Raw genomic sequence first — 19,004 nt, forward strand, 5'->3', positions numbered from 1 at the left:
GGATGTTTAAGTTATTTAAGCGCAATTATTGCAGCGGTAAAGCTCTTTTGTATCGTGGTTATCCAAAATACAATCACAGACATCGCAATGAAAACGCCCCTCTAATTCGGACTAGTTACAAGGACAAAAAGCGAGACAAATTGATATCTGCAAACTTGTTTGCTTCTTAGCTCACTTTATGAGAACTGTTGTCTTTTGAAGATTTATTCATTGAATCTTACATTGTGATAATCATGGAAAATTGATGTTTATAGACCCCTCCCTAAGGAGGGGATGAGCAATGGTTTTACATATCTGTAATACCATATGAGTCCACAAAGCAGTAAGTTTTTCAAGATGATATAGGGACGTGAAAGTGGATATTTTTGATAAGGCTCTTACAGAGAGTAAGCTGCTTGTAAAAGACGGTGTTTACTATGAGGTGCGTCTCCAAGATGGTCACGCATGTATTTTTCCTGTTGGTGGCGGTGTTGTTACTCGTGTATGTAACTTGAAAGTGCGTGAAGGGTTCCAGATTGCGGACAGCGGCATCCCTAAAACGTACAAGAAAGGCTTTTTTACTATTGATAACGATCCGAACCTCACCTTTGAAGGTTACGCAATTCCTGGCGACCTATGGAACGGATTCGAAAAGCCAGTGTTCGAGATTCAAGTTGCCTGCAATATCGCGGAGGCTGTAAATAAAGAGTTAGGAGACTACTACCATTGTGTTCGTGACAATGAGAATAAGTGCTTTACTCTAAAAGAGCTGGAAAATGACTACACCAATGAGCTGAATGATTTCGAGATTGAAGTCGATGGTAAGAAGCTTGAGGTGGTAAGCTTTATGGCTAGTAACTGGTGTTGGGAAGAAGTCTAGTTCCATTTCATTGTGTCCAAAATTGCGGTGCGAGACTGGTTTTTGCATCGCTTTTTATTTATCTAAATATTGACCGATAATGCAATTAATGTATAATCGAGCAATAAATAAATTAAAGGACACCGCCAAAATGAATAACGAAATTCAATTCTCGCTATGTGATGAAACTATCTATGTTTGTGTGAGTGAGACTGACACAAATGAATCTCTAGCAACAAAGATTATTGAGAAACTAAAAGATGGTATTGTTTTTCATGACTGTGAAGTATTCAATATCCATCGACTCGGCAATATCTTAGATGGTTCGCTTGTGATGAAAAAAGAAGTCATGCGACTCGTTAAGCTTGCAGAGAACACGGCAAAAGGTCAAATGAAACGCGCTGAAATCAACGGAGAAGCGTTTGATTTGAATAAGGCATACCTAGATAATCTGGATGAGTTTTTAGGGAAGTTATGTGCAGAATCTCAATTTTACGGTTCAGGCGCTTCTTTTGATTCCAAGATTCAATTTTATGAGATGAAATCTCAAGAAATCTTAACTCGTTTATGTTCAAAAATCTTTGAAGCTTGTGATGATGCCGATATCGATTTCTGTCTTGATATTGATGAAGACATTGAGGATATCCTTAATCCATTACTATCAGAACTACTGGAACAATCCGACAAAACAACTCCAAAAGACTTGTTTGCGCATTACGGTTCGCGATTCGAGTTACAGTTCAATCCGTTCTTTGATTTGGATTCCGTTAGCGCTGAAGATGAAACGTTTTCTTTGAAGTATAAGAGTAATGTTTCAAGCGATCTTGATACAGCGATGAGCAACAAGCCACTAGCGTACTTAATGGCACTTGCTAACATCAAAATCGAAGATTTTGTTAATCAGGCTGATCGTGACTTGACTGAGGAAGAAAAAGAATACCTGCTCAATATTTCTGAGTATTCGCTTAACCAAGGAAGCAAGCAGCTTATCAATACCAAAGGGATGATTGAGCTACTAAGAAATGCTGGATATGGTGGTTTACCAATTTGGTTTGGCTATATGGATGCTTACCAGTTTATCTTCCGTGATTTGACAAAGCCATGCCGTATCCAACGCGGTGCGATTGCTCTTTTTGATGCTGTTTGGGGATCTGGTCATGACCAAAATATCAAATCTATGGTGGTGCCTGAGATTAACGGTTGGAAAGCTTGTTTTGGCAAGGATGATAGCTACATGGATAAATTCGGATGTGCTGCTTACTTTTATCGTTCGGAACTAGATACAGTTTCTGATCTTAATCAGCTCGCAGCCTAAGAATAAAAGGGAATTCAGATGCAATGCTAGCCTTTGGATTCCATCATGAAATTGAATATCATTGTTCAAGATAAGAAAAGCTTGAAATGAATCCCATCCAATTTATCACACAAGCCCGTCAATGACGGGCTTGTTTCTTTTTTGTTGCAGATTATTTATAATTTACTAAATAAATAACAATAAAAAAATATTATGAAAAGTGATATATATCTTGGAGATCACCGCAAGGGTGAAATAGAAATAGAGAAAGAAAATCCCGTATTTTCAAATAGATTCATGACCTTATATGATGATTTCGTCATATTCCCCAATGTTCAAAAAGGAACGTACATTCGCGAGTCGTGGAACGCTCCCTACGGTGTTATGGTAGTGCCAATCAATAAGGATGGCAAACTAATGCTTGTGAGGAATTTTAGGCATCATACAAGGCGTTGGGGATGGGAAATTGTGAAAGGTTTTGGTGTTGAAGGTCTATCCCCTATTGAATGCGTGAATAAAGAGCTGGAAGAAGAAATCGGCTTGATTGCCGAAGATATCCAAATCATTAAAGAGTTTCCAGATAACGGTCTAATTACTAGCCTATTCGTTGCAAAATTACTCAAAGATGGTGTTGAATGTAGGGAATATGGGGAGGCGATTTCGGATGTTAAATCATTTACAAAAATGCGTTTGCCAAAAGCAAAACTCGTAAAAGTATCGTAGCAAGAAAGAAAAAACTGGCTGACAGAACCGACACCAGTATAAAAACGAGAGACAAAGAAAGCGCGGTGCTAACGTCCTAGTAATGTTAGCCATAAAACCATAGAACGATGGCACCTTTCGTCTGATATTTTATATCGGAAATGTTTCTAACAGGATGAATATTTGAGCTTCGGCATCAATTATTCAGAAACCCAATCCTTTAGGGCTGGGAGGTTCATACTTCGACAATGCTACCTGTTTATAAGTTTGTTAGCAATCCAGGACGCCGTTTGAAATTTAATAATTTATTCGAAAAATGCTTTACTGACCATTTTATATATGTATAATTAAAAACATCAAAGCACAAATTGAATAAATAAAGAATAAAGGTGTCCACCATGAAAATGCACGTTTTACGTTCTCGCACTTCTCAACATGTAGCTTATTACTCACACCGTCTTGAGAAAGGTATTGCTGATACATTGCGAAATCGTGGTCAGGTAATGCGAAAGGCAATGTTTTGGAACTTTGCCGTTGATATTCCATACCCTGAAGCGTTGCTTGTTGGTCACTGCTTTACCCGTACAAGTAAAAACTTGCCACAAACTCAAGAACACACAATTTACCAAGCTGAAAATGGTGAGTTTGTTGCTTACTTCATGTCATTTGAAGAAGCTCGACAAGGCGTGAAAGAGAGTCCTAAGCTGGACTGCGCTCGAATCACTGAAGTTGTTGTAATGGTTCCAGATATTGAGGCTCTTGCTCATGGTGTTCCAGTTAAGATTTCTGAAAAGCGTTGTCCGCGAGTTATCCAAGCCGATGCTGTAGATAATTTCTGGAAGTTTCATGGTGTCGATCATGAGCAATGGGAGCAAATTGACTTTCCTCAATACAAGCAGCGCGTTAAGGCTCGAATTGAAGAGCATAAAGCTAGCGGTGTGGTTGATCCTGAATTCAAGCGTAAGATTGAAGACCTAAAAGAAATGGTTGAAAATGCGCATAAAGGAAAAGGTATCGTTATTAATACGGTAAGCGATGCTCAGACAGCATAATCATTTAAAGCTGGCGAATTATTTAGGGAAGGCTCTGCCTTCCTTTTTTATTGACTTTAATAATTAAAAGAATATAATCATGAAAAAAGGAGCTGAAAATACCTGTAAATAATGAAAGCATTCCGCTTTTAGAAGGTGATGTTTTTAGAACTGTTTCTGGACGAATTACCACTCCATTCCCTAGAACTAACTACAAGTCTGAAAAGCGCAATTCAAGAAACATTAATGAATGGTTAAAGACCAATGCCATTAATGAAGCTAAAGCGACCAACAATGAATACATGACCACTATTTTAAGTGGGTTGAATGTAGATAACTGGTCTCCTGCGGATTCTTCTCAAGTAAACCTGTTTTTGTTTAACGACTCCGAAGGTCGCATTGGAAATCTAAAAGTAGCTTAAAGGAATTTGACTATGCCATCAGCTTCAGAGCAGCTATACCTCAAGCATCATGAGGAATTCGAATCCTGGTTTGAGTCAATTCATCCAAATCATAACCTTACTTTCGAATGGGAGTTTGTTTGGGATTCGGGGTGGTACAAGGAAGAAATGGCACAGGGTGCTTGGATTGCTTGGATTGCACTAACTAATAAGCAACCAATTTAGTTGATATATTGAGGTGTCATAATGGATAAAGCATTGTTTGATGGGATTCTTTTGTTTTCAAAAGAGCAAGGGGTTTACCTCGGCTCATTCATGGGGCTGGGATTCTGGTCTAATTGGGATCCTGTAGGTCAAGTCTCGGCAGTAACATTCAAAAATGAATCTGATGCTAAGAGTTATGTTGAATCTTGGGAGTGCGAGCCACCAGTGGATTTGCAGTATTTAAGCGTTAAGACAGTTAGTGAGCATTCTGCAACGATCAAAGAGTGTGTTGAAGCTGGCGCTGATGCGTGGGTTCCAGACACAGAAGTGACAAAACACTAATCGACCTTCCTCACTTGTGAGGTTTAGTTACAAATTTAAAAAATAGATAAACGGTGTAATAAATGACAAACATCCCATTAAATGTGGTTAATACAAAAATTGATTGGGAAGCCGAATTAGAGCTTCAAGACGGTCGTCCAGTTAAGGTTATTGACCAAAATAATGATGTCGCAAAAATTGAAGGGAACGGTTTTACGGTGCTTGTGACAAAATCTACAGGTCTACCGACTACCGATATCATGAGTTGGGACTTATTCCCTGTTCGCAGTAAAGGGAGCGTTGTACATGCATCATTTGGGCGAGAAGTATGTCTTGAGGATGAAGTGAACGAAGAACATCTTCGCTCTCTGTTTTCAAATATGCTTGATGAGGAAAACTATGAATCTGAGTATGAAAGCATGATTATGATTTCACACTTAGCGATGTCTCATTGTCACAACATGGTTGTTGAGATTCTTTTTGGCGATCACTGGAGTCAGATCAGAGATTACGAAGATTTGGAGCTACCAACTATTGAAGAGTGTTTGTCTCATTCAACTAAGCCTATTTCTACAATGTTCCAGACATATCCATTCAAAACGTTTGGGCGACAATCTGTTGATCGATGGATCAGCCTGGTTTCGATTCCTCTACTAAATTTGGAAGATTGGGTATGGGGGCAAGACCCAATTCAAGATATTGCAAATATCCATGTTCGTAGACTCATCGGGATTCTACGAACAAACAAAAACTTTTCGAAGATTTGTCAGATTATGAATGCTCTGAACGAAGGTGAAGATGTATCAGCAGAATTGCTAGAAGGTATGAATCTCTCAAGCTTTGAAATGAAAAAGTTTCTGTTAGAATTGCTAGAAGCAAATCAAAAAACAATTATTCAATAAATAAGGTTAGAACATGAAATTCATTATAGTTAATGAAGATTCAGTAATTAACATTGAATCAATCACCAGTATTAAGAAGTCACCAGGCATTACCAGTGATAAAAGCGCAGTCATTAACACTGTTGATGGTAAGTCTGAAAAGGTGCCTGGATTAAAGCCTAAAGAAATCCTAAAGGCTATAGCTTATCTTAAAGACTTTGATAGTTTTGGAAATGAAATGACATATGCAGAAATTACACCTGGAAAATTGCAGGTTTTTGCTATGGATGATTCTGTGCTTTCTACAAAAGAGCTTTAAGGTCATTGAATAATCACTGATTATTGTGATAATACCCTTATTGCATATCCAGTAAGGGTGTTTTTTTGTATGGAATATAAGGAAATGGAATGTTGGGACTACAACATCTAAACAAGAAGTTGATATTAAGATCGTTGAATCAATCATGACAGGCGTGTTTGTTGTAGGCTTGATTTGTTTATTTGCGTTCTCTTCTGGGGGGTCTCCTTCCAGCAGTGGAAGTAGCTCTCGGTCTAAGCGCGTTAAGGAAGCACACTGCTCATATTGTAATAAATCCTATTACCCAACTATGTTTCATACTATATATTGTAGTGAGGCGTGTGAACGGGCAGATAAAGAATAACAACACAATAGATTTAGATCTTAGATAAAGAAAAAGCCATTACTGAGTAATGGCTTTTTGTTGTTAAATGTATTGAACAAAATCTCTTTCATCCGTAGTGCCATCATGCTTATTGGCGTAAAACGTGACTTTTGTGTCAGAAAAATATAGAGGATCCATGAATCGCTTTTTGGTCTCATCTTTACTGTCACGAGTTTCACCATACTCTCTTAAGATGAAGCCACAGTCTTCGTAATTCCAATCTACTTCGCGAATCATCTCGTCATGGTGGCATCGAACCAAGTCACCCAAGTACAACTCTTTCCCATCTGAATCCTTGATTTGGGTATAAGGTAATAAATAAATTGATTTTAACGATGTCTGTGCGGGACAACCAGAAAGTTGAACAGTTTTATCTTTGAAATTTATGGCTAGTACATCATGAATCTGATTTGAGGCATTCTTGCCTTTAAGAATCACTGCCTTGTATTTTGCTTCAAGCATAAGCGCCCTATTTAACTGTATAAAACCTAATATTTTTTATGATTCTAGTTTAACCGATAGCAATACCCAAACAAATGCCTGTGGCTAAATTAGAATTGGTTGATGAGTCTTTGAGCATATGAGCCTCCCAGCTCTAAATGACTGGGTTTCTGAATAATTGATGCCGAAGCCCAAATATTCATCCTATTAGAAACATTTTCGATATGAAATATCAAGTGAAAGGTGCCATCGTTTTATGGTCTTATGGCTAACATCACTAGGACGTTAGCACCGCGCTTTCTTTGTCTCTCGTTTTTATACTGGTGTCGGTTCTGTCAGCCAGTTTTTTCTTTCTTGCTACGATACTTTTACGAGTTTTGCTTTTGGCAAACGTATTCTCTTTAATGTAATGTATCAGTCGTTTCTTTAGCACTTTAGCTGCATTTGAATCTGCGTTGTCTCTGTTGCCACATGACAAGCAGATAAAAGTCGCTTGATCTGGACGCTCTGTATTTAAGCCCCCACAGCAAGCACACTCTTTTGAGCTATTCACTGGATTCAGCTCGCTAATTACAATCTTACCCACTTTACGGGCTTTATACGCTATGTAATTTGCCAATTGACCTAGCGCAACGCCAAGCAGTGATCGATTTAGACCACTTTTCGCTCTGGCTCGGTTTCTAGCATAACCTTTTCCATCTTCATTTTTCTTAGGTGTGGCTCGTTTGGTCATGCCCGTCAGTTTCAGATCTTCCAGACCGATAATTTGATTGGCGCTTTCGACTAACGCTTTTGAAATATGGTGATTATGATTGTTTCGGCAATCGGACTCTTTCGCCTTAATACGGCTGATCCTGGCTTGAACAATGCGTTGTTGATTCGTTTCACAAGCTTTAGTTTTGTTTTTGTTTAATCGCTTCTTACGAGCGAGGATACGCTGATAATGTGCTATCTTTTTCGCTCTGCGCTTTTTACGCGCTACTTCTTCAGGGCTGTAAGTGACTGAAAATCCATCGCTAGAGTAAAGGTGAAGCGCAATACCTCTATCAACACCAGTCGTTTTAAGCTCAAGTTCTTCATAAGATAAATGCGACAAATCTGAAAGGATTTGTTTTTCATCTAAAACCAAGCGACCATCATCAAAACTGCCTGACAAAGTAAATTTCGCCCCTTGTCGTGAAAGCCTGATTTGATTCCCTATCTGTTCTGGTTTAAGCGGAACAGTGAGGGAAAAAACGATTCTTCGCTTCGCTTTTGCATGATTATAAATCAAGATCCGAGATCCATTCTCGAAAGGCTCCACAAAGAACATTTCTTTAGTTAAAACGACACTTCGTTTTTAAACTTATTTTTAATTTTTGGAAACTTCCTGAGTCCTTTTCTAGCAGCTTCCGCATCGGAGAAAACCAAGCTTGCGGCATTGCGTAAAAGTTGAACTGGAATGTCTTTTAAAAATAAAAGTTCAGGATTGTTTTTGATTGAAGCGTAACCTTGAGCGATAAGTTCTGGTGTTTTGTTTTTTAGAAAGGTTTTAAATTCGTTAATCTTTTGATTACGGATCACATTGGCAGCACCAATCCACTGAGCAAAAAGTGTGGCTTGCTCTGGATTAAGCTTATCAGAAATATTGTAGCTAAAGCCTAATATTGCCAAAGTAAATTCCAATAAAACATTAGATAAATCTTGTTCTTAAGTTATCACGCAAAAATCTATGTGGCAACAAGATTTCTTTGTGAAAACAAGGGATAATTTTTTTGTTTTCATGTTCGCTCACCCCTACCTAAAGGAAGGGGTTGCGCTCACTTTTGTTCAATCTCGTCAGGATCAAGCCATACCCCCTTTACATACAGGGCATCGGTCAATGATAATTTCAGACTCTTCCAAAACAACCTTTTCCATTTTTTGACCATCTTTTGGACATAAAAAAACATCTTCACGACTCGTCAAGATTTCAATCTTGCATGTTCCACATGTTGGTTTTTTCTCAAAAGTCAGTTTTGTAGGTGTTTCGCATTTAAAGCAGGGCTGCTTCTTCTTAAAAAACATATATCCTCCAAAAAAGAAAAGCCGATAAACGGCTTTTCAATCAGATTTATTTTTCAGTCACAGTGATATCAAAATCACCAAGATGCTTTAAGTTTTCAGGTGTAAGCTGCATTTTATTTTTGTTGATTTTGTCAACAAGACTGAAGGTTGCATTGATCGAATCAAGCAAAATTTGATTTGACTCCTGAACTTCCAGTATTGGTGTGCTAACACCATTATCTGAGCCAGTAAGGTTAACTTTTAGATCCGTCATGTAGCCATTTTCATCAATAATGCCGTTAAATACATTAATCTTGTTAGGCATAAAACCTTTAACGTGTACTGTGAAGCCTAGTGACGTGATTTTGAAGGTGTTTGCGACCTTAGTGAAGGTGGCCTCCATATCATCAAAAACATAGTTGGGGTTTGCATCTAAAACGAAATCTTCTTCGTTTCCGTTAAGAGTAATACCGTCATCCCAAGTCAATGCGATAGAGTTGTTGTTAGAAAGACAGATAATATGGAAGTTACCATTTAAATCTTTCTGAACAATGTATCCTTCATTCTTCCAAAAGACTTTTTTTCCAGCTTGAATTGCTGCCTTAATTTCAGTGAGAGTCATTGTTATTTCCTCAAGCTATTAGACTTTGTAGTATTTCATCGGGCTAACAATGTATTTGTCACGACTGCTAAGCCAGCAATCTGTTTTTCCGCAAATGGCATTAACCAGGGAAGTTACATCGTCATTCAGAGTTTCGTTGCTAGGAGTTCCGCTGGCGCTATAATCAGAACCTACAGTGATTTGATACGTATCAATGCCATCTTCAATCATCTTTTTAAATAATGTTAATAGCTGATGCATTGCATTGTTTCGAACAAGTGATACCTGAACCAAATTAGCACCCGCAATATCACCAGATTTAATGGTTACTACCGCAATTTTTTTTAAATGTTCAGGCATATCTTATCCACAGCAATTATCTATATGGTCATTATACACAAACAACGTCAAAAGTAAATAATTAAATCTACAGTGTGAAGGTAATATCGCTAGGATTTTTAGCTCTCATAATTGAGTCTTCAATATCGCTTAATCGTCTATTGACCTCAAGAATTTTGCTTAGAGGTTGATTATGGTGAAACAGCTCCCACATCTTGTTTCGAAGTTCGTACCCGTCATTAAGTGCATCAATGTTGTAATTTGGGATTGTTTTTGAGGATAAGTCCACTTTACCCTTCCAAAACTCGACAGCACTATCAAATAAGGCATGATATGTAACAGTTAGAGCTGAAACCGTTGAGTCAAGATTGCTTAACTCAGATTTCATCGCTTTTTGGCCTTTGATATTAGCGCCATGTGTACGAGCAAGCTCAATGACAGATTTCAGTTTATCCTGAACCGATTTTACGGACGGAATATCGATGCGCTTTTCACCTGCGAATGAGGTAGATGCGCCAATAATGCGTAACTCATTATTGCTGATAACAGCATGTTCAAGGGAAATTACTGAAGTTGTCATATTCGAAGTTCTCTATAATTAGGCAGGAAATATCCCTGCCTCTTTTATCTTTATTAATGACTAAATTATACATGGATAAGCATAAAAGTAAATAATTAAAACTCACCCCTGATTACATTTGATTTTTCTAATGTAATTACAGCGATATTTAGAACGCCAGTACCTTCAAACTGTTCCTTAACCTCATAGTTGATGGTCATGGTGATATCGCTTGGAAGTTCAGATTCTTTACCTTTTACTGATTGAGGTACTACAGCAACCACCTTACCGCCACTCTTTAATAGGCTCATTGCAGCTTTTAGGTGAGTCCAATACAATTGATTTAGGTATGGTGGATTCATGATAATCCAGTCGAAACGATCTGGTGTTTCATTCGCATAATCTAGGAAGTCTTTTCGCTCAACCGAATAGCCCAATCCTGCAACCACAGCGCAATTTAGAGAGTTAATGTCGAAACATTTGGTTTGGTCTTTAGGTAATAACTTTGCAAGCTTACCGCGCCCCACAGAAGGCTCGCAAACATCCTCGTTTGCATCAATATTAATCACATCTGAAACTAAGTTGCAAATGTAATCTGTGCTCTCATAAAGCTGGTGGCTAACCACTTCTGGATATGTTCCAACACAAATCAGATGATCGAGTGCTTCATAAGGGTTAAAGTCGCCCAACTTCCATTCAAGCTCATTGGTAAAGCTATCTAAAGTGGGTTCGCTACCAAACACCGTAGATAGAATAAACTTTGCTTCGTCTAAGTAATTTGTATCAAACTTATTAAATGAAAGAGTGGCAACGTAGGTTGATTTATCTCGAATGAGCTTAGGCGTGAATGCGCGTTTACCAGTTACATATTCAGGGTTATCAATCAAAGGGTGACTGATCTTAACCTGGCTAAATCTTGCGCGTACTTCGTGACTAATGAGGGTGTCTACTGGTGCTAGCGTTGATTTAAACAAGGGCTTAATTTTTCGAGCTTGAGGCAAGCAATTAGGGTGAAGTTTTGCCAAAACAGCATTAAGTTGATCGGCAATAGTCCAGTCGATTTCAATGTGTACAGTGCCTTTATTAAATGCTTTGATGCGTAATGAACCACCATCAGCTAGTAACCATTTACCAGTATTGTCAAATACGCGGTATAAGATAACTTCGGTTGAGCGAACGGTAGGCATCTCGTTTTCACCGCGCAGTAATGCGATCACACATCGTAAATCGTGTACATATCCACTTGTTTTAAAATCTTCAACGCTAGAACCGCATTGACTAAAAATCATTCGGTTTCTAAAACCTGCTGGAGAGTTGGTGACATGTTCAGGAGATAGCTTTGTAAAAATGGTGTTGATTCTATGAGTGAAAATACTCTCAAGATCACCAATGTAGGCTTGTAACTGAGCTTCAGCGTTTTCTTTGTTGAATTCAGGGGTTTTCTTGGCGTCTGTTAAGCTATCCTTCCAGTTGTTGTACGAACCTGTATCCATGTAATTACGGAGTTTAGTGTCATCAATTAAATGCAGCCAGAAAGTAGCATCAAGGGATTTAATCACATTATCTAAGCTGTTAAGAAATAGCGAATTGTTGCCTGAAATAAGGTGAGCGGAAATGACAGATCTATGAGCATTGACATACTGATATGCATCTTTGATTTCTTGCTTAGTAACTTCGTATTTCAGCATGATTTCATCGAGTTTGTCACCAATATATCTTGGGTTAAATGTAGAAACACCACTCGATTGATGGTTGAATACTGATGGTAATGCGCTGCTCATTTTGGATTTCCTTCGCTTTATTTATGTTATCTATTATACATAAATAAAAGAAAAGGTAAATATTTAATTAATTAAAAATCCAGGGTGGTTTTGAATAAATCGAAATTTTTCTTGTCTACCATCAATAGATCACCATCGCTTAGCTTAATTGGGAAAAAACCTCTATCGCAGTAGAAGTCGATGAGGTCAAAACCTTTCGCTTGAGGGTTTGAGACTCTTGCTAACAAAAAAATAAGTTCTGACTCTTTCACTTTGTCTAAAAAGCTATCAAGCATTTGAGCACCGAAACCATGACCTCTATGTTCAGGATTCACATAGATCTTTGTTAAAAAAGATACTCGCTCAAAATTTTGTTCTACAACGGTAAGGAAATCAGTCATGAAGCGCTCATCGAAATCACTGGTCATATCAATAGCATCATCAATCATAAATTGATCTTCAGTAGAAGATGTGTAGACACCTCTGAGTTCACCGAATTCGTGGTTTTCTGCAATATAATGGCTCATGACTGATTACCTGTTTGAATTTAATTATTGAATGTTTATTATTGTATATAATTAATATTCAGAGTCAATATTTATGGTATACAGCTAGCCGCATCTAAACAATCACAAGCATCAAGCTTTCCAGGGGAAGGAATTGCACAATCAGCAGCCGAACAGGTGCATGGCTCAAGACAAACGCCATCTTCATCATTTTTCTTCTTTTTCTTTCTTCGCTTAAGTTCCTCGCTTGCCTGCTTACAAGCAGAAAACTGCCCCTTAATGTCTGAAAACCCGTTTATCAAACCTTTGGATTCGATAATGGCTTTCACGCTTCCTGAGCATCCATGAGTATGGTTAAGTACCCCGTATGCACAACGAAATCCCTTCTTTGGCGATATGAAATTTTGGTAGAATTGTATTGCAGATAAAGATATTTTGCTTAACATTTGGTTTCCTTAATTATTAGTTTTTAAAGTTATTTAAATTGACATTCGAAATTTTAAGATCGATAGAAACCAAAGTAAACCAAGAATTGAATTATCCAAAATTTCAATTTTGGTGATAAATTTGAGAAAATAGAATAAATTAAGAAAAAATGGTGTTTTTCCTATGCCGTGTATGAACTGCATTAATGAAATATGTCAAAGTAGATGCTTGCCATCTAGGGAGCTAATGCTCAAGCAACTAAAACCTAAAATTAAAGAAGATATGTTTGAGAGTTTTTCTGAAAAGCCAACCGAGTTTATTGTTGCTGTTTACAATAAAGCATTTTTTAGTGGTGAGGCATTAAGCAAAAAAAGAAGTAAGCAGGAAGGGATAGAGCTATAGAGGGGAGTGTACACTCCCCTTTAGAATTTGATTAGTTCAACAGGCTTCCAACGCTATAGGAAGGGATCTTGAAGTTTTGAGGAAGATAGTCAGCAGCATTTTTTGGGATTTTCTTTGAAAGCTCTGAGAATGCTCTTCGTCCAATTTCTCCCTTCATTGTTTTAGCCCAGTACCATGCCCCCAATAGCTCTTTAACCGCCTTATCTAATCTTTCTTGGGTTAAGGTGTTCTTGGTTCCAAGGTAACGACTTGCTACTGATAGGCTACCATTTTGTTGATGGAGCAAAGTAACTGATGCAGAATAACAAGGTACACCATTTTCAATACGTGATGTTTTAGCAAAACTGATTTTAACGCCGTTCTTATTGCCGATTTCAAGAAAGTCAGTCAGCTTGTGATTTTTTTGCTCATCCAAGAGACACAAAATCGCCTCATCCAGAGCGTTGTCAGCACCGCCATAGTTATTGTTAGAAAAAGCGCAAGAGAAGTATGGCTCGCCTTTTCTGGCAAAGCGTACTTGCCAGCCTGTAGGGATCTTATTGATGTGGCGAGGAACTTCATATTTCTCTTCATAAAAACCTTCAACGATACGGGTTGTAATGCCAAGATTGTTAAGCTCTTCTTTTAGGTAAGATGGAATATTTCGCATGATGTGTCTCTTTATTTTTATTTAGGGCTGCTAGCAGCCCATGAATCCATTGGTTTATTTAGAGTTCTTAACTTGAACTTCGATTTCGGAAATTTTCACTTTCCATCTGTTTGGTAAGTGTAGTGAAGTTTGGTTAAGCAACTCTAACACCTTATTCTTAAGTCCTTTAAATTTGCTTAATCTCGCACTCTTTGTCAAGCCATTTTTAGCTAGGATCTTTTCGGCAATACCTTGATAAATTGAGTAAATTTTAAAGGCGATGCCGTTATCTGGGTCTTGCAATTCGCTGATTAGATTTTGGCTTTCAACAAGGCTCGGTCTCTCTTTGATCAAGCTAGATTTCTTGTCTTCAAGTTTTAGTTCAGCGTCTTTTAGCTGAGCTTTTAATTGCTTAACCAAAGCGTATTCTTCTGACTGTTCAACCTCTTGAGCGACCTCAGAAAGTTCTTTAAGTGCTGTTTGTTTAGCTTGATTGAATGAGGTTACTAATGCTTCTGCTTGCTTAAGCTCAGTATCAACATGCTCGCCAAAAGAACGGCACTCGTTTTCGTACTCGTCATTTTGTTCTGTGATTTTAGCTTTTAAGCTTTCATCCATTTTTCCTGCTAAAAAAACCTCTTTTAAATGATAAATAAGTTCTTCATTAAATAGGTCGTTATTCAGCGACATTTCAAAAGTTTTTTTAAAGTCACTGAAATCAAAAGGGATGGAGAGTTCAGGTTTGCCATTATGACTAAAGTCATGAAATGAAAACTGAATTTTTGGGTTTTTAGAGCCTAAATATTCAAAATTAATCCCGATAACTGGATGGTTGAATTTAAATTTCGGGGTCTCTCTTCTTATATATTTGTAGTAATCACGATTATCTTTTTTATGCCTTAAGAAGATGCAATGCTCACCAACAATTAAATGCTCATCGAATGATGAATAATGATTAAAACTTATATTGTCACTTAATTTCTCTAGATTAATATCATAATCACTGATTCTTTTACGAAGTTGATCTATAATAACTTTTAATTTATTCATGACTGAATCAAAACCTTTCATTCGCCTCAATGATACTAATTATACACCTACAAGAAGGAGAGTCAATAGTTTAATCAGGGATGGTATTTATTAACACCCTTCACTTGAATTATTTAATTGTTTTTAAGAGAGATTCTAATCTAACACATATCATTTCTTGAATGAGTGTGAATTTGATGCTGTTGATATCACCAATCACAGGGATTGTCATTGATTCTAGGGTTTGCTGAATGCTGGAACACTCAAGAGTGAAATGCTTAACAATCAGGTTATGCACATTATAAGCTTCTTTTTCAGCGCTTGTGTCTTCAATAATTTTACCTAAAGATTTTTCAATTTCTTCTTTAGTCATGAATTTTGTTAGTCTTAAATGCTTGATTTCATTAGACAGTTGGCTGAAAAATGAAATTGAGTTTTCATTCATATTGTAGTGTGTTGAGTGACTTCCAATCATGCGCCCATCGGTCATCGTTCTAATACTGAACTGTAGAACGTTGGTATGGACAACCATAATGTTTAGCTCTACATCCACACTATATCCATTGGATACAATGCAAAAATTGTCGGTGCTTTTCATAAATTTCTTCTTTAATTTAAAGATTATTGATATTTGAATTGTTTTTAATTATACTGTCACTAAACGTAAAGGTAAACAAAAAATTATAGGTTAAAAAATGTATCAGCTAATTGAGGTTGTTTCGGATAAGCCAACATGCTTTGTACTGGATGCCAATGGTAGAATGCAGGCGGTATTCAAGGCATTAAAACAATTTATTTCAAGAGAATTGAATGTGGATTTTGACAAGGTTGTTGAAAGTGGTTTGTTTTCAAAAGTTCATAGTACCCTACGTCCTTTAAAGAAGTTTTACCCATCCACTGTGAACACAAGTGAAATGGAAAACTTGTTCGTCTTTTCTACGAATGTAGATGGAAGTCAAGGATGTAACGCCATCGTTGCCCCTAATGAATATGATGCTTTAGAGGTGTTTTTACTGTCAGTTAATCAGATCGGTTTTATCCCTGATGAATCAAATTACACGAAATTTCAAGTTACAGTTCTAAAATGCAAGCCTGTAATGCCAGCTCTTTATTACTCCTTTGATTATGACAGTACAGAAAATATCATGGATATCATTTATGGTATTATCGCTGGTTCGATTTCGAGCATTCAGCAAAGATACGGTAAAGACGTTGATACCAATACATTAAAGTCGTTTATGAAGGCAGATCAGGTAGACACCAAAGAGGGATTTGTTAACGCATTCATCCCTGTGATTAGCGGCTATAAAGAATCAATTGCTGCTCAGTTGCTCTATTGTGACTACAAAGTGCATATTAATGAGGAAGGATTTGAGAAAATGCGGAAACCTAGTGATTTCCAATAAATCGTGAAATGGAAGACTTCAGATTGTCATCTTACTGAAGTCTTTCCATTCTAATTCAGGTTACTTGCATTTTAGAAGGATCCACTCGTATTTATGTATTTGTAACAAATTTTAAAAAATGAGACTCACCTATAATTCAATCACACTGTATTCATTGCCAGCAGACCAAAGATCAACACTAGAGACTTGATTGACTACGCTTTCAATTTCAATGTCTGGTTCAACAGTTGAGTGTTCAATAACTTGACTAATAAGGGATTTATTAGTGTCGCCTGGGTAAATTGCAAAATCGCCAATTGTAAGTGCGTCAACTAATTTTTTGATTGCCTCGTCAGACATATCTGACGGAACCTCAAGTCTTAGGGTTGTGGGGATAGCTACTAATTTATTGTTGTGCATTTTTCTTTCCTTAATCCAATCTAATAAAGAAGTGTCATTTCTCATGCTTATTATACATACATCAAAGGCGGAGTAAATGATTATTTTATGCAGTAACTTACTTGGTAATAATAAATATTAAATAATTTAAAAATTAATATTGACTCTGCCGCCAACCAGTGTATTATCGAACACATCAAGACGCACAGAGCGTTAAGTAAAAGAATCTCATAGAAGGAACGCACCATGACTACTACTAATATTCAAAAAGCAATCGCAACGGCAACTGCAACCGCTACTGGTGTAGCACTGGCTTCTAAAGACGGTCTGCGTAAGCTAAGTGGCAACAAGGAAATCGATGTTAAGCGCGTAAACGGCTTCAATGCTGATCCTCGTATGCTTTGGATTGAAGAAGGTTTCAACGTTCGTGATATCGATGCTGAACACGTAGAAGGCTTTGTACGCTCTTACACTGACGGTAAGTACGTTCCGCCAATCGAAGTGGTAGTTGTGGAAGTTGACGGAGTTCAACGCCTGAAAGTGGTAGAGGGTCATCACCGTACTGTTGCCATCTATCAAGCTCTTGAAAACGGCGTAGATCTGAAAGCGGTATCTGTTATCGAAGTAACAGGCAACGAAGTTGATCAGCTTGCGCGTATGATCAAATCTGCTGAGGGTCGTCCGCTAACAGCAATGGAACTAGCTGGCGCATACCAACGCATGATTAACATGGGTTTAAATCAAACTCAAATCGCTGATGAGCTAGGCGTGTCGTCTGTGCAAGTGTCTAACTACCTAGTGTTGATGAAAGCACCACAAGAGCTTAAAGCAATGATTCAGTTTGGTAAATACTCAGCGACGAACGCTTGGAACAATATTCGTCAGCATGGTGCAGATATCGCTCTGGTAATGGCTAAGGAAGAAGTTCGAGCTAAAACCGAAGCGAAAGAAGCAAAGAAATCTGGTGTGAAACCGAAGAAATCTCAAGGTACATCGGCACTTAAAAAGATGAAACTGCCACCTAAAAAAGTAACTGGTATGGGTAGTATTGTAACCTCTCTAGCCTCTCAGGTGACTATTGAAGCGCTTGAAGATGATAAAAATGTACAACTGACAATGAGTGCAGAAATGGCTAAAAAGCTGCTTTCACTTGCTGCCGATCTGGATGAAATCAATACTCACAATGCCAACGCTGTTCAGATGATGAAAGATCTGGCGATTCAAGCGAAGAAAGGCGAAAGCCAAGATGTAGAGTTTGAAGCACAAGAAGAACAGCTATCAATCGCGGTATAAGTTGAAATTAGAGGCAGGGAGAGATCCCTGCCTTTTTGTTTTTAGTAGAAAATGAGAAACGGATTAAATAATTAAAAGCTTGACTTAACAATCAATATAAGTATAATAGGAATATAAATTAAAGAGGAACATTTATGATTAATTCTACATTACAAATCAATCAGCTAGTTATCGATCCAATGATTACAAGTCTTGATATTTCGTTGGAAGCGGTAAAGCTAAAAGCTAACTCTTTTGCGAACAGTGTAACACCAGAAGCTCAGATTGATGTACGTGAATCAAGTAATGGCTTGTTTCATGTGGAGAGTGGAATTGTTGATGTTTTGGCAATGTTTCTTGCTAATTTCGGTGGTCAAAAATTTGAATCTGTAAATGTCAATATTCTTCCAGCCGAAAGCGCAGAAGATTTGGATCTAAAGCAGTCGATCTATGATAACCGTGAAGTAAGCGAATCTGAAAAAATCGTTGATTCATACAATTCAATGACCAAGCTTAAAGAGAATGGATTCAATATTGAGCAAATCTCTGAAAAAATGGGGATTGCAAAGCCTATCTTAAAATCTATCGAAGCCTTGGATAAGGCAACAAAACAGGAGTGGGAGTTAATCCGATTTGGATTGGTCTCACCCATTGCTGTGATCTCAAGCAAAAGAGCATAAGATAAGGACGACTCTATGAGTATTCATGTATAGCAAATCGACATTAAAATTGAACGAGAGTGAGCGCAATCCCCTTCCTTTAGGTAGGGGTTATTTCACATCAGAAATGTTTCTAACAGGATGAATATTTGGGCTTCGGCATCAATTATTCAGAAACCCAGCACTTTAGGGATGGTAGGTTCATTTCATGGAAAAGA

At 37.6% G+C, this 19,004-nt stretch carries 26 protein-coding genes; 12 read left to right on the forward strand and 14 right to left on the reverse strand.

The window, feature by feature from the left end:
• Positions 1-355 precede the first annotated feature (355 nt).
• The 8 genes from AACT42_RS14640 to AACT42_RS14675 all read left to right on the forward strand — a co-directional run bounded on the left by AACT42_RS14640 (position 356) and on the right by AACT42_RS14675 (position 5,991).
• A complete protein-coding gene (locus AACT42_RS14640) occupies positions 356-859 on the forward strand; it encodes a hypothetical protein (protein WP_094131921.1) in 504 nt (167 codons plus the stop codon).
• A gap of 130 nt (positions 860-989) precedes the next feature.
• A complete protein-coding gene (locus tag AACT42_RS14645; RefSeq protein WP_094131920.1) occupies positions 990-2,153 on the forward strand; it encodes a hypothetical protein in 1,164 nt (387 codons plus the stop codon).
• Positions 2,154-2,345: 192 nt separating this feature from the next.
• On the forward strand, positions 2,346-2,855 hold the full coding sequence (locus tag AACT42_RS14650; protein WP_094131919.1) for an NUDIX hydrolase: 510 nt from the start codon (positions 2,346-2,348) through the stop codon (positions 2,853-2,855).
• Positions 2,856-3,232: 377 nt separating this feature from the next.
• Positions 3,233-3,886: a hypothetical protein gene (locus AACT42_RS14655; protein WP_094131918.1), complete on the forward strand. Its 654-nt coding sequence runs from the start codon at positions 3,233-3,235 to the stop codon at positions 3,884-3,886.
• A gap of 413 nt (positions 3,887-4,299) precedes the next feature.
• Positions 4,300-4,491: a hypothetical protein gene (locus AACT42_RS14660; protein WP_045592268.1), complete on the forward strand. Its 192-nt coding sequence runs from the start codon at positions 4,300-4,302 to the stop codon at positions 4,489-4,491.
• 21 nt (positions 4,492-4,512) lie between these two features.
• Positions 4,513-4,812, forward strand: a complete 300-nt coding sequence (locus AACT42_RS14665; protein WP_094131917.1) for a hypothetical protein — start codon at positions 4,513-4,515, stop codon at positions 4,810-4,812.
• Positions 4,813-4,874: 62 nt separating this feature from the next.
• Entirely contained in the window at positions 4,875-5,693 is an 819-nt protein-coding gene (locus AACT42_RS14670; protein ID WP_094131916.1) for a hypothetical protein, read from the forward strand.
• 13 nt (positions 5,694-5,706) lie between these two features.
• Positions 5,707-5,991, forward strand: a complete 285-nt coding sequence (locus AACT42_RS14675) for a hypothetical protein (protein WP_020330793.1) — start codon at positions 5,707-5,709, stop codon at positions 5,989-5,991.
• Between the two features lie 406 nt (positions 5,992-6,397).
• On the opposite strand, the gene AACT42_RS14680 is transcribed toward AACT42_RS14675, so the two are convergent.
• From AACT42_RS14680 to yidD, 10 genes are all read right to left on the reverse strand, one after another.
• The gene (locus AACT42_RS14680; protein WP_094131915.1) at positions 6,398-6,817 is read right to left on the reverse strand and encodes a hypothetical protein; all 420 of its coding nucleotides are present in this window, start codon (positions 6,815-6,817) and stop codon (positions 6,398-6,400) included.
• Between the two features lie 256 nt (positions 6,818-7,073).
• Entirely contained in the window at positions 7,074-8,069 is a 996-nt protein-coding gene (locus tag AACT42_RS14685; RefSeq protein WP_176432234.1) for an RNA-guided endonuclease InsQ/TnpB family protein, read from the reverse strand.
• A gap of 47 nt (positions 8,070-8,116) precedes the next feature.
• Complete coding sequence (locus tag AACT42_RS14690) at positions 8,117-8,449, reverse strand: hypothetical protein (protein ID WP_094182923.1); 333 nt, start codon at positions 8,447-8,449, stop codon at positions 8,117-8,119.
• 171 nt (positions 8,450-8,620) lie between these two features.
• Complete coding sequence (locus AACT42_RS14695) at positions 8,621-8,842, reverse strand: zf-TFIIB domain-containing protein (RefSeq protein WP_094133130.1); 222 nt, start codon at positions 8,840-8,842, stop codon at positions 8,621-8,623.
• Between the two features lie 46 nt (positions 8,843-8,888).
• Positions 8,889-9,443, reverse strand: a complete 555-nt coding sequence (locus AACT42_RS14700; RefSeq protein WP_094133129.1) for a hypothetical protein — start codon at positions 9,441-9,443, stop codon at positions 8,889-8,891.
• 18 nt (positions 9,444-9,461) lie between these two features.
• On the reverse strand, positions 9,462-9,782 hold the full coding sequence (locus tag AACT42_RS14705; RefSeq protein WP_094133128.1) for a hypothetical protein: 321 nt from the start codon (positions 9,780-9,782) through the stop codon (positions 9,462-9,464).
• A 67-nt stretch (positions 9,783-9,849) separates the two neighbouring features.
• Positions 9,850-10,341: a hypothetical protein gene (locus AACT42_RS14710; RefSeq protein WP_094133127.1), complete on the reverse strand. Its 492-nt coding sequence runs from the start codon at positions 10,339-10,341 to the stop codon at positions 9,850-9,852.
• Positions 10,342-10,436: 95 nt separating this feature from the next.
• On the reverse strand, positions 10,437-12,101 hold the full coding sequence (locus tag AACT42_RS14715; protein ID WP_094133126.1) for a DUF4942 domain-containing protein: 1,665 nt from the start codon (positions 12,099-12,101) through the stop codon (positions 10,437-10,439).
• A 71-nt stretch (positions 12,102-12,172) separates the two neighbouring features.
• Complete coding sequence (locus tag AACT42_RS14720) at positions 12,173-12,607, reverse strand: GNAT family N-acetyltransferase (RefSeq protein ID WP_094133125.1); 435 nt, start codon at positions 12,605-12,607, stop codon at positions 12,173-12,175.
• A gap of 71 nt (positions 12,608-12,678) precedes the next feature.
• Complete coding sequence (gene yidD / locus AACT42_RS14725; protein WP_094133124.1) at positions 12,679-13,032, reverse strand: membrane protein insertion efficiency factor YidD; 354 nt, start codon at positions 13,030-13,032, stop codon at positions 12,679-12,681.
• A 226-nt stretch (positions 13,033-13,258) separates the two neighbouring features.
• Between yidD and AACT42_RS14730 the strand changes: the two genes are divergently transcribed.
• Positions 13,259-13,414 (forward strand): hypothetical protein, encoded by a 156-nt coding sequence (locus tag AACT42_RS14730; protein WP_176432235.1) that lies wholly within the window; start codon positions 13,259-13,261, stop codon positions 13,412-13,414.
• Positions 13,415-13,445: 31 nt separating this feature from the next.
• Here AACT42_RS14730 and AACT42_RS14735 read toward each other — a convergent pair whose 3' ends face one another.
• From AACT42_RS14735 to AACT42_RS14745, 3 genes are all read right to left on the reverse strand, one after another.
• Entirely contained in the window at positions 13,446-14,063 is a 618-nt protein-coding gene (locus tag AACT42_RS14735; RefSeq protein ID WP_094133123.1) for a hypothetical protein, read from the reverse strand.
• Between the two features lie 54 nt (positions 14,064-14,117).
• Positions 14,118-15,113: a hypothetical protein gene (locus AACT42_RS14740; protein ID WP_094133122.1), complete on the reverse strand. Its 996-nt coding sequence runs from the start codon at positions 15,111-15,113 to the stop codon at positions 14,118-14,120.
• 88 nt (positions 15,114-15,201) lie between these two features.
• Positions 15,202-15,669 (reverse strand): hypothetical protein, encoded by a 468-nt coding sequence (locus AACT42_RS14745; protein WP_094133121.1) that lies wholly within the window; start codon positions 15,667-15,669, stop codon positions 15,202-15,204.
• A gap of 97 nt (positions 15,670-15,766) precedes the next feature.
• Here AACT42_RS14745 and AACT42_RS14750 point away from each other — a divergent pair, with 97 nt between their 5' ends.
• Positions 15,767-16,477 (forward strand): hypothetical protein, encoded by a 711-nt coding sequence (locus AACT42_RS14750; protein ID WP_094133120.1) that lies wholly within the window; start codon positions 15,767-15,769, stop codon positions 16,475-16,477.
• A gap of 129 nt (positions 16,478-16,606) precedes the next feature.
• On the opposite strand, the gene AACT42_RS14755 is transcribed toward AACT42_RS14750, so the two are convergent.
• On the reverse strand, positions 16,607-16,876 hold the full coding sequence (locus tag AACT42_RS14755; protein ID WP_094133119.1) for a hypothetical protein: 270 nt from the start codon (positions 16,874-16,876) through the stop codon (positions 16,607-16,609).
• Positions 16,877-17,101: 225 nt separating this feature from the next.
• Between AACT42_RS14755 and AACT42_RS14760 the strand changes: the two genes are divergently transcribed.
• Both AACT42_RS14760 and AACT42_RS14765 read left to right on the forward strand, forming a co-directional pair.
• Entirely contained in the window at positions 17,102-18,148 is a 1,047-nt protein-coding gene (locus AACT42_RS14760; protein ID WP_094133118.1) for a KorB domain-containing protein, read from the forward strand.
• A 134-nt stretch (positions 18,149-18,282) separates the two neighbouring features.
• Positions 18,283-18,807: a hypothetical protein gene (locus AACT42_RS14765; protein ID WP_094133117.1), complete on the forward strand. Its 525-nt coding sequence runs from the start codon at positions 18,283-18,285 to the stop codon at positions 18,805-18,807.
• Positions 18,808-19,004: the final 197 nt, after the last annotated feature.

Origin of the sequence: Vibrio sp. V15_P4S5T153 (genome assembly GCF_963874485.1) — a bacterium.
Lineage (GTDB): Bacteria > Pseudomonadota > Gammaproteobacteria > Enterobacterales > Vibrionaceae > Vibrio > Vibrio anguillarum.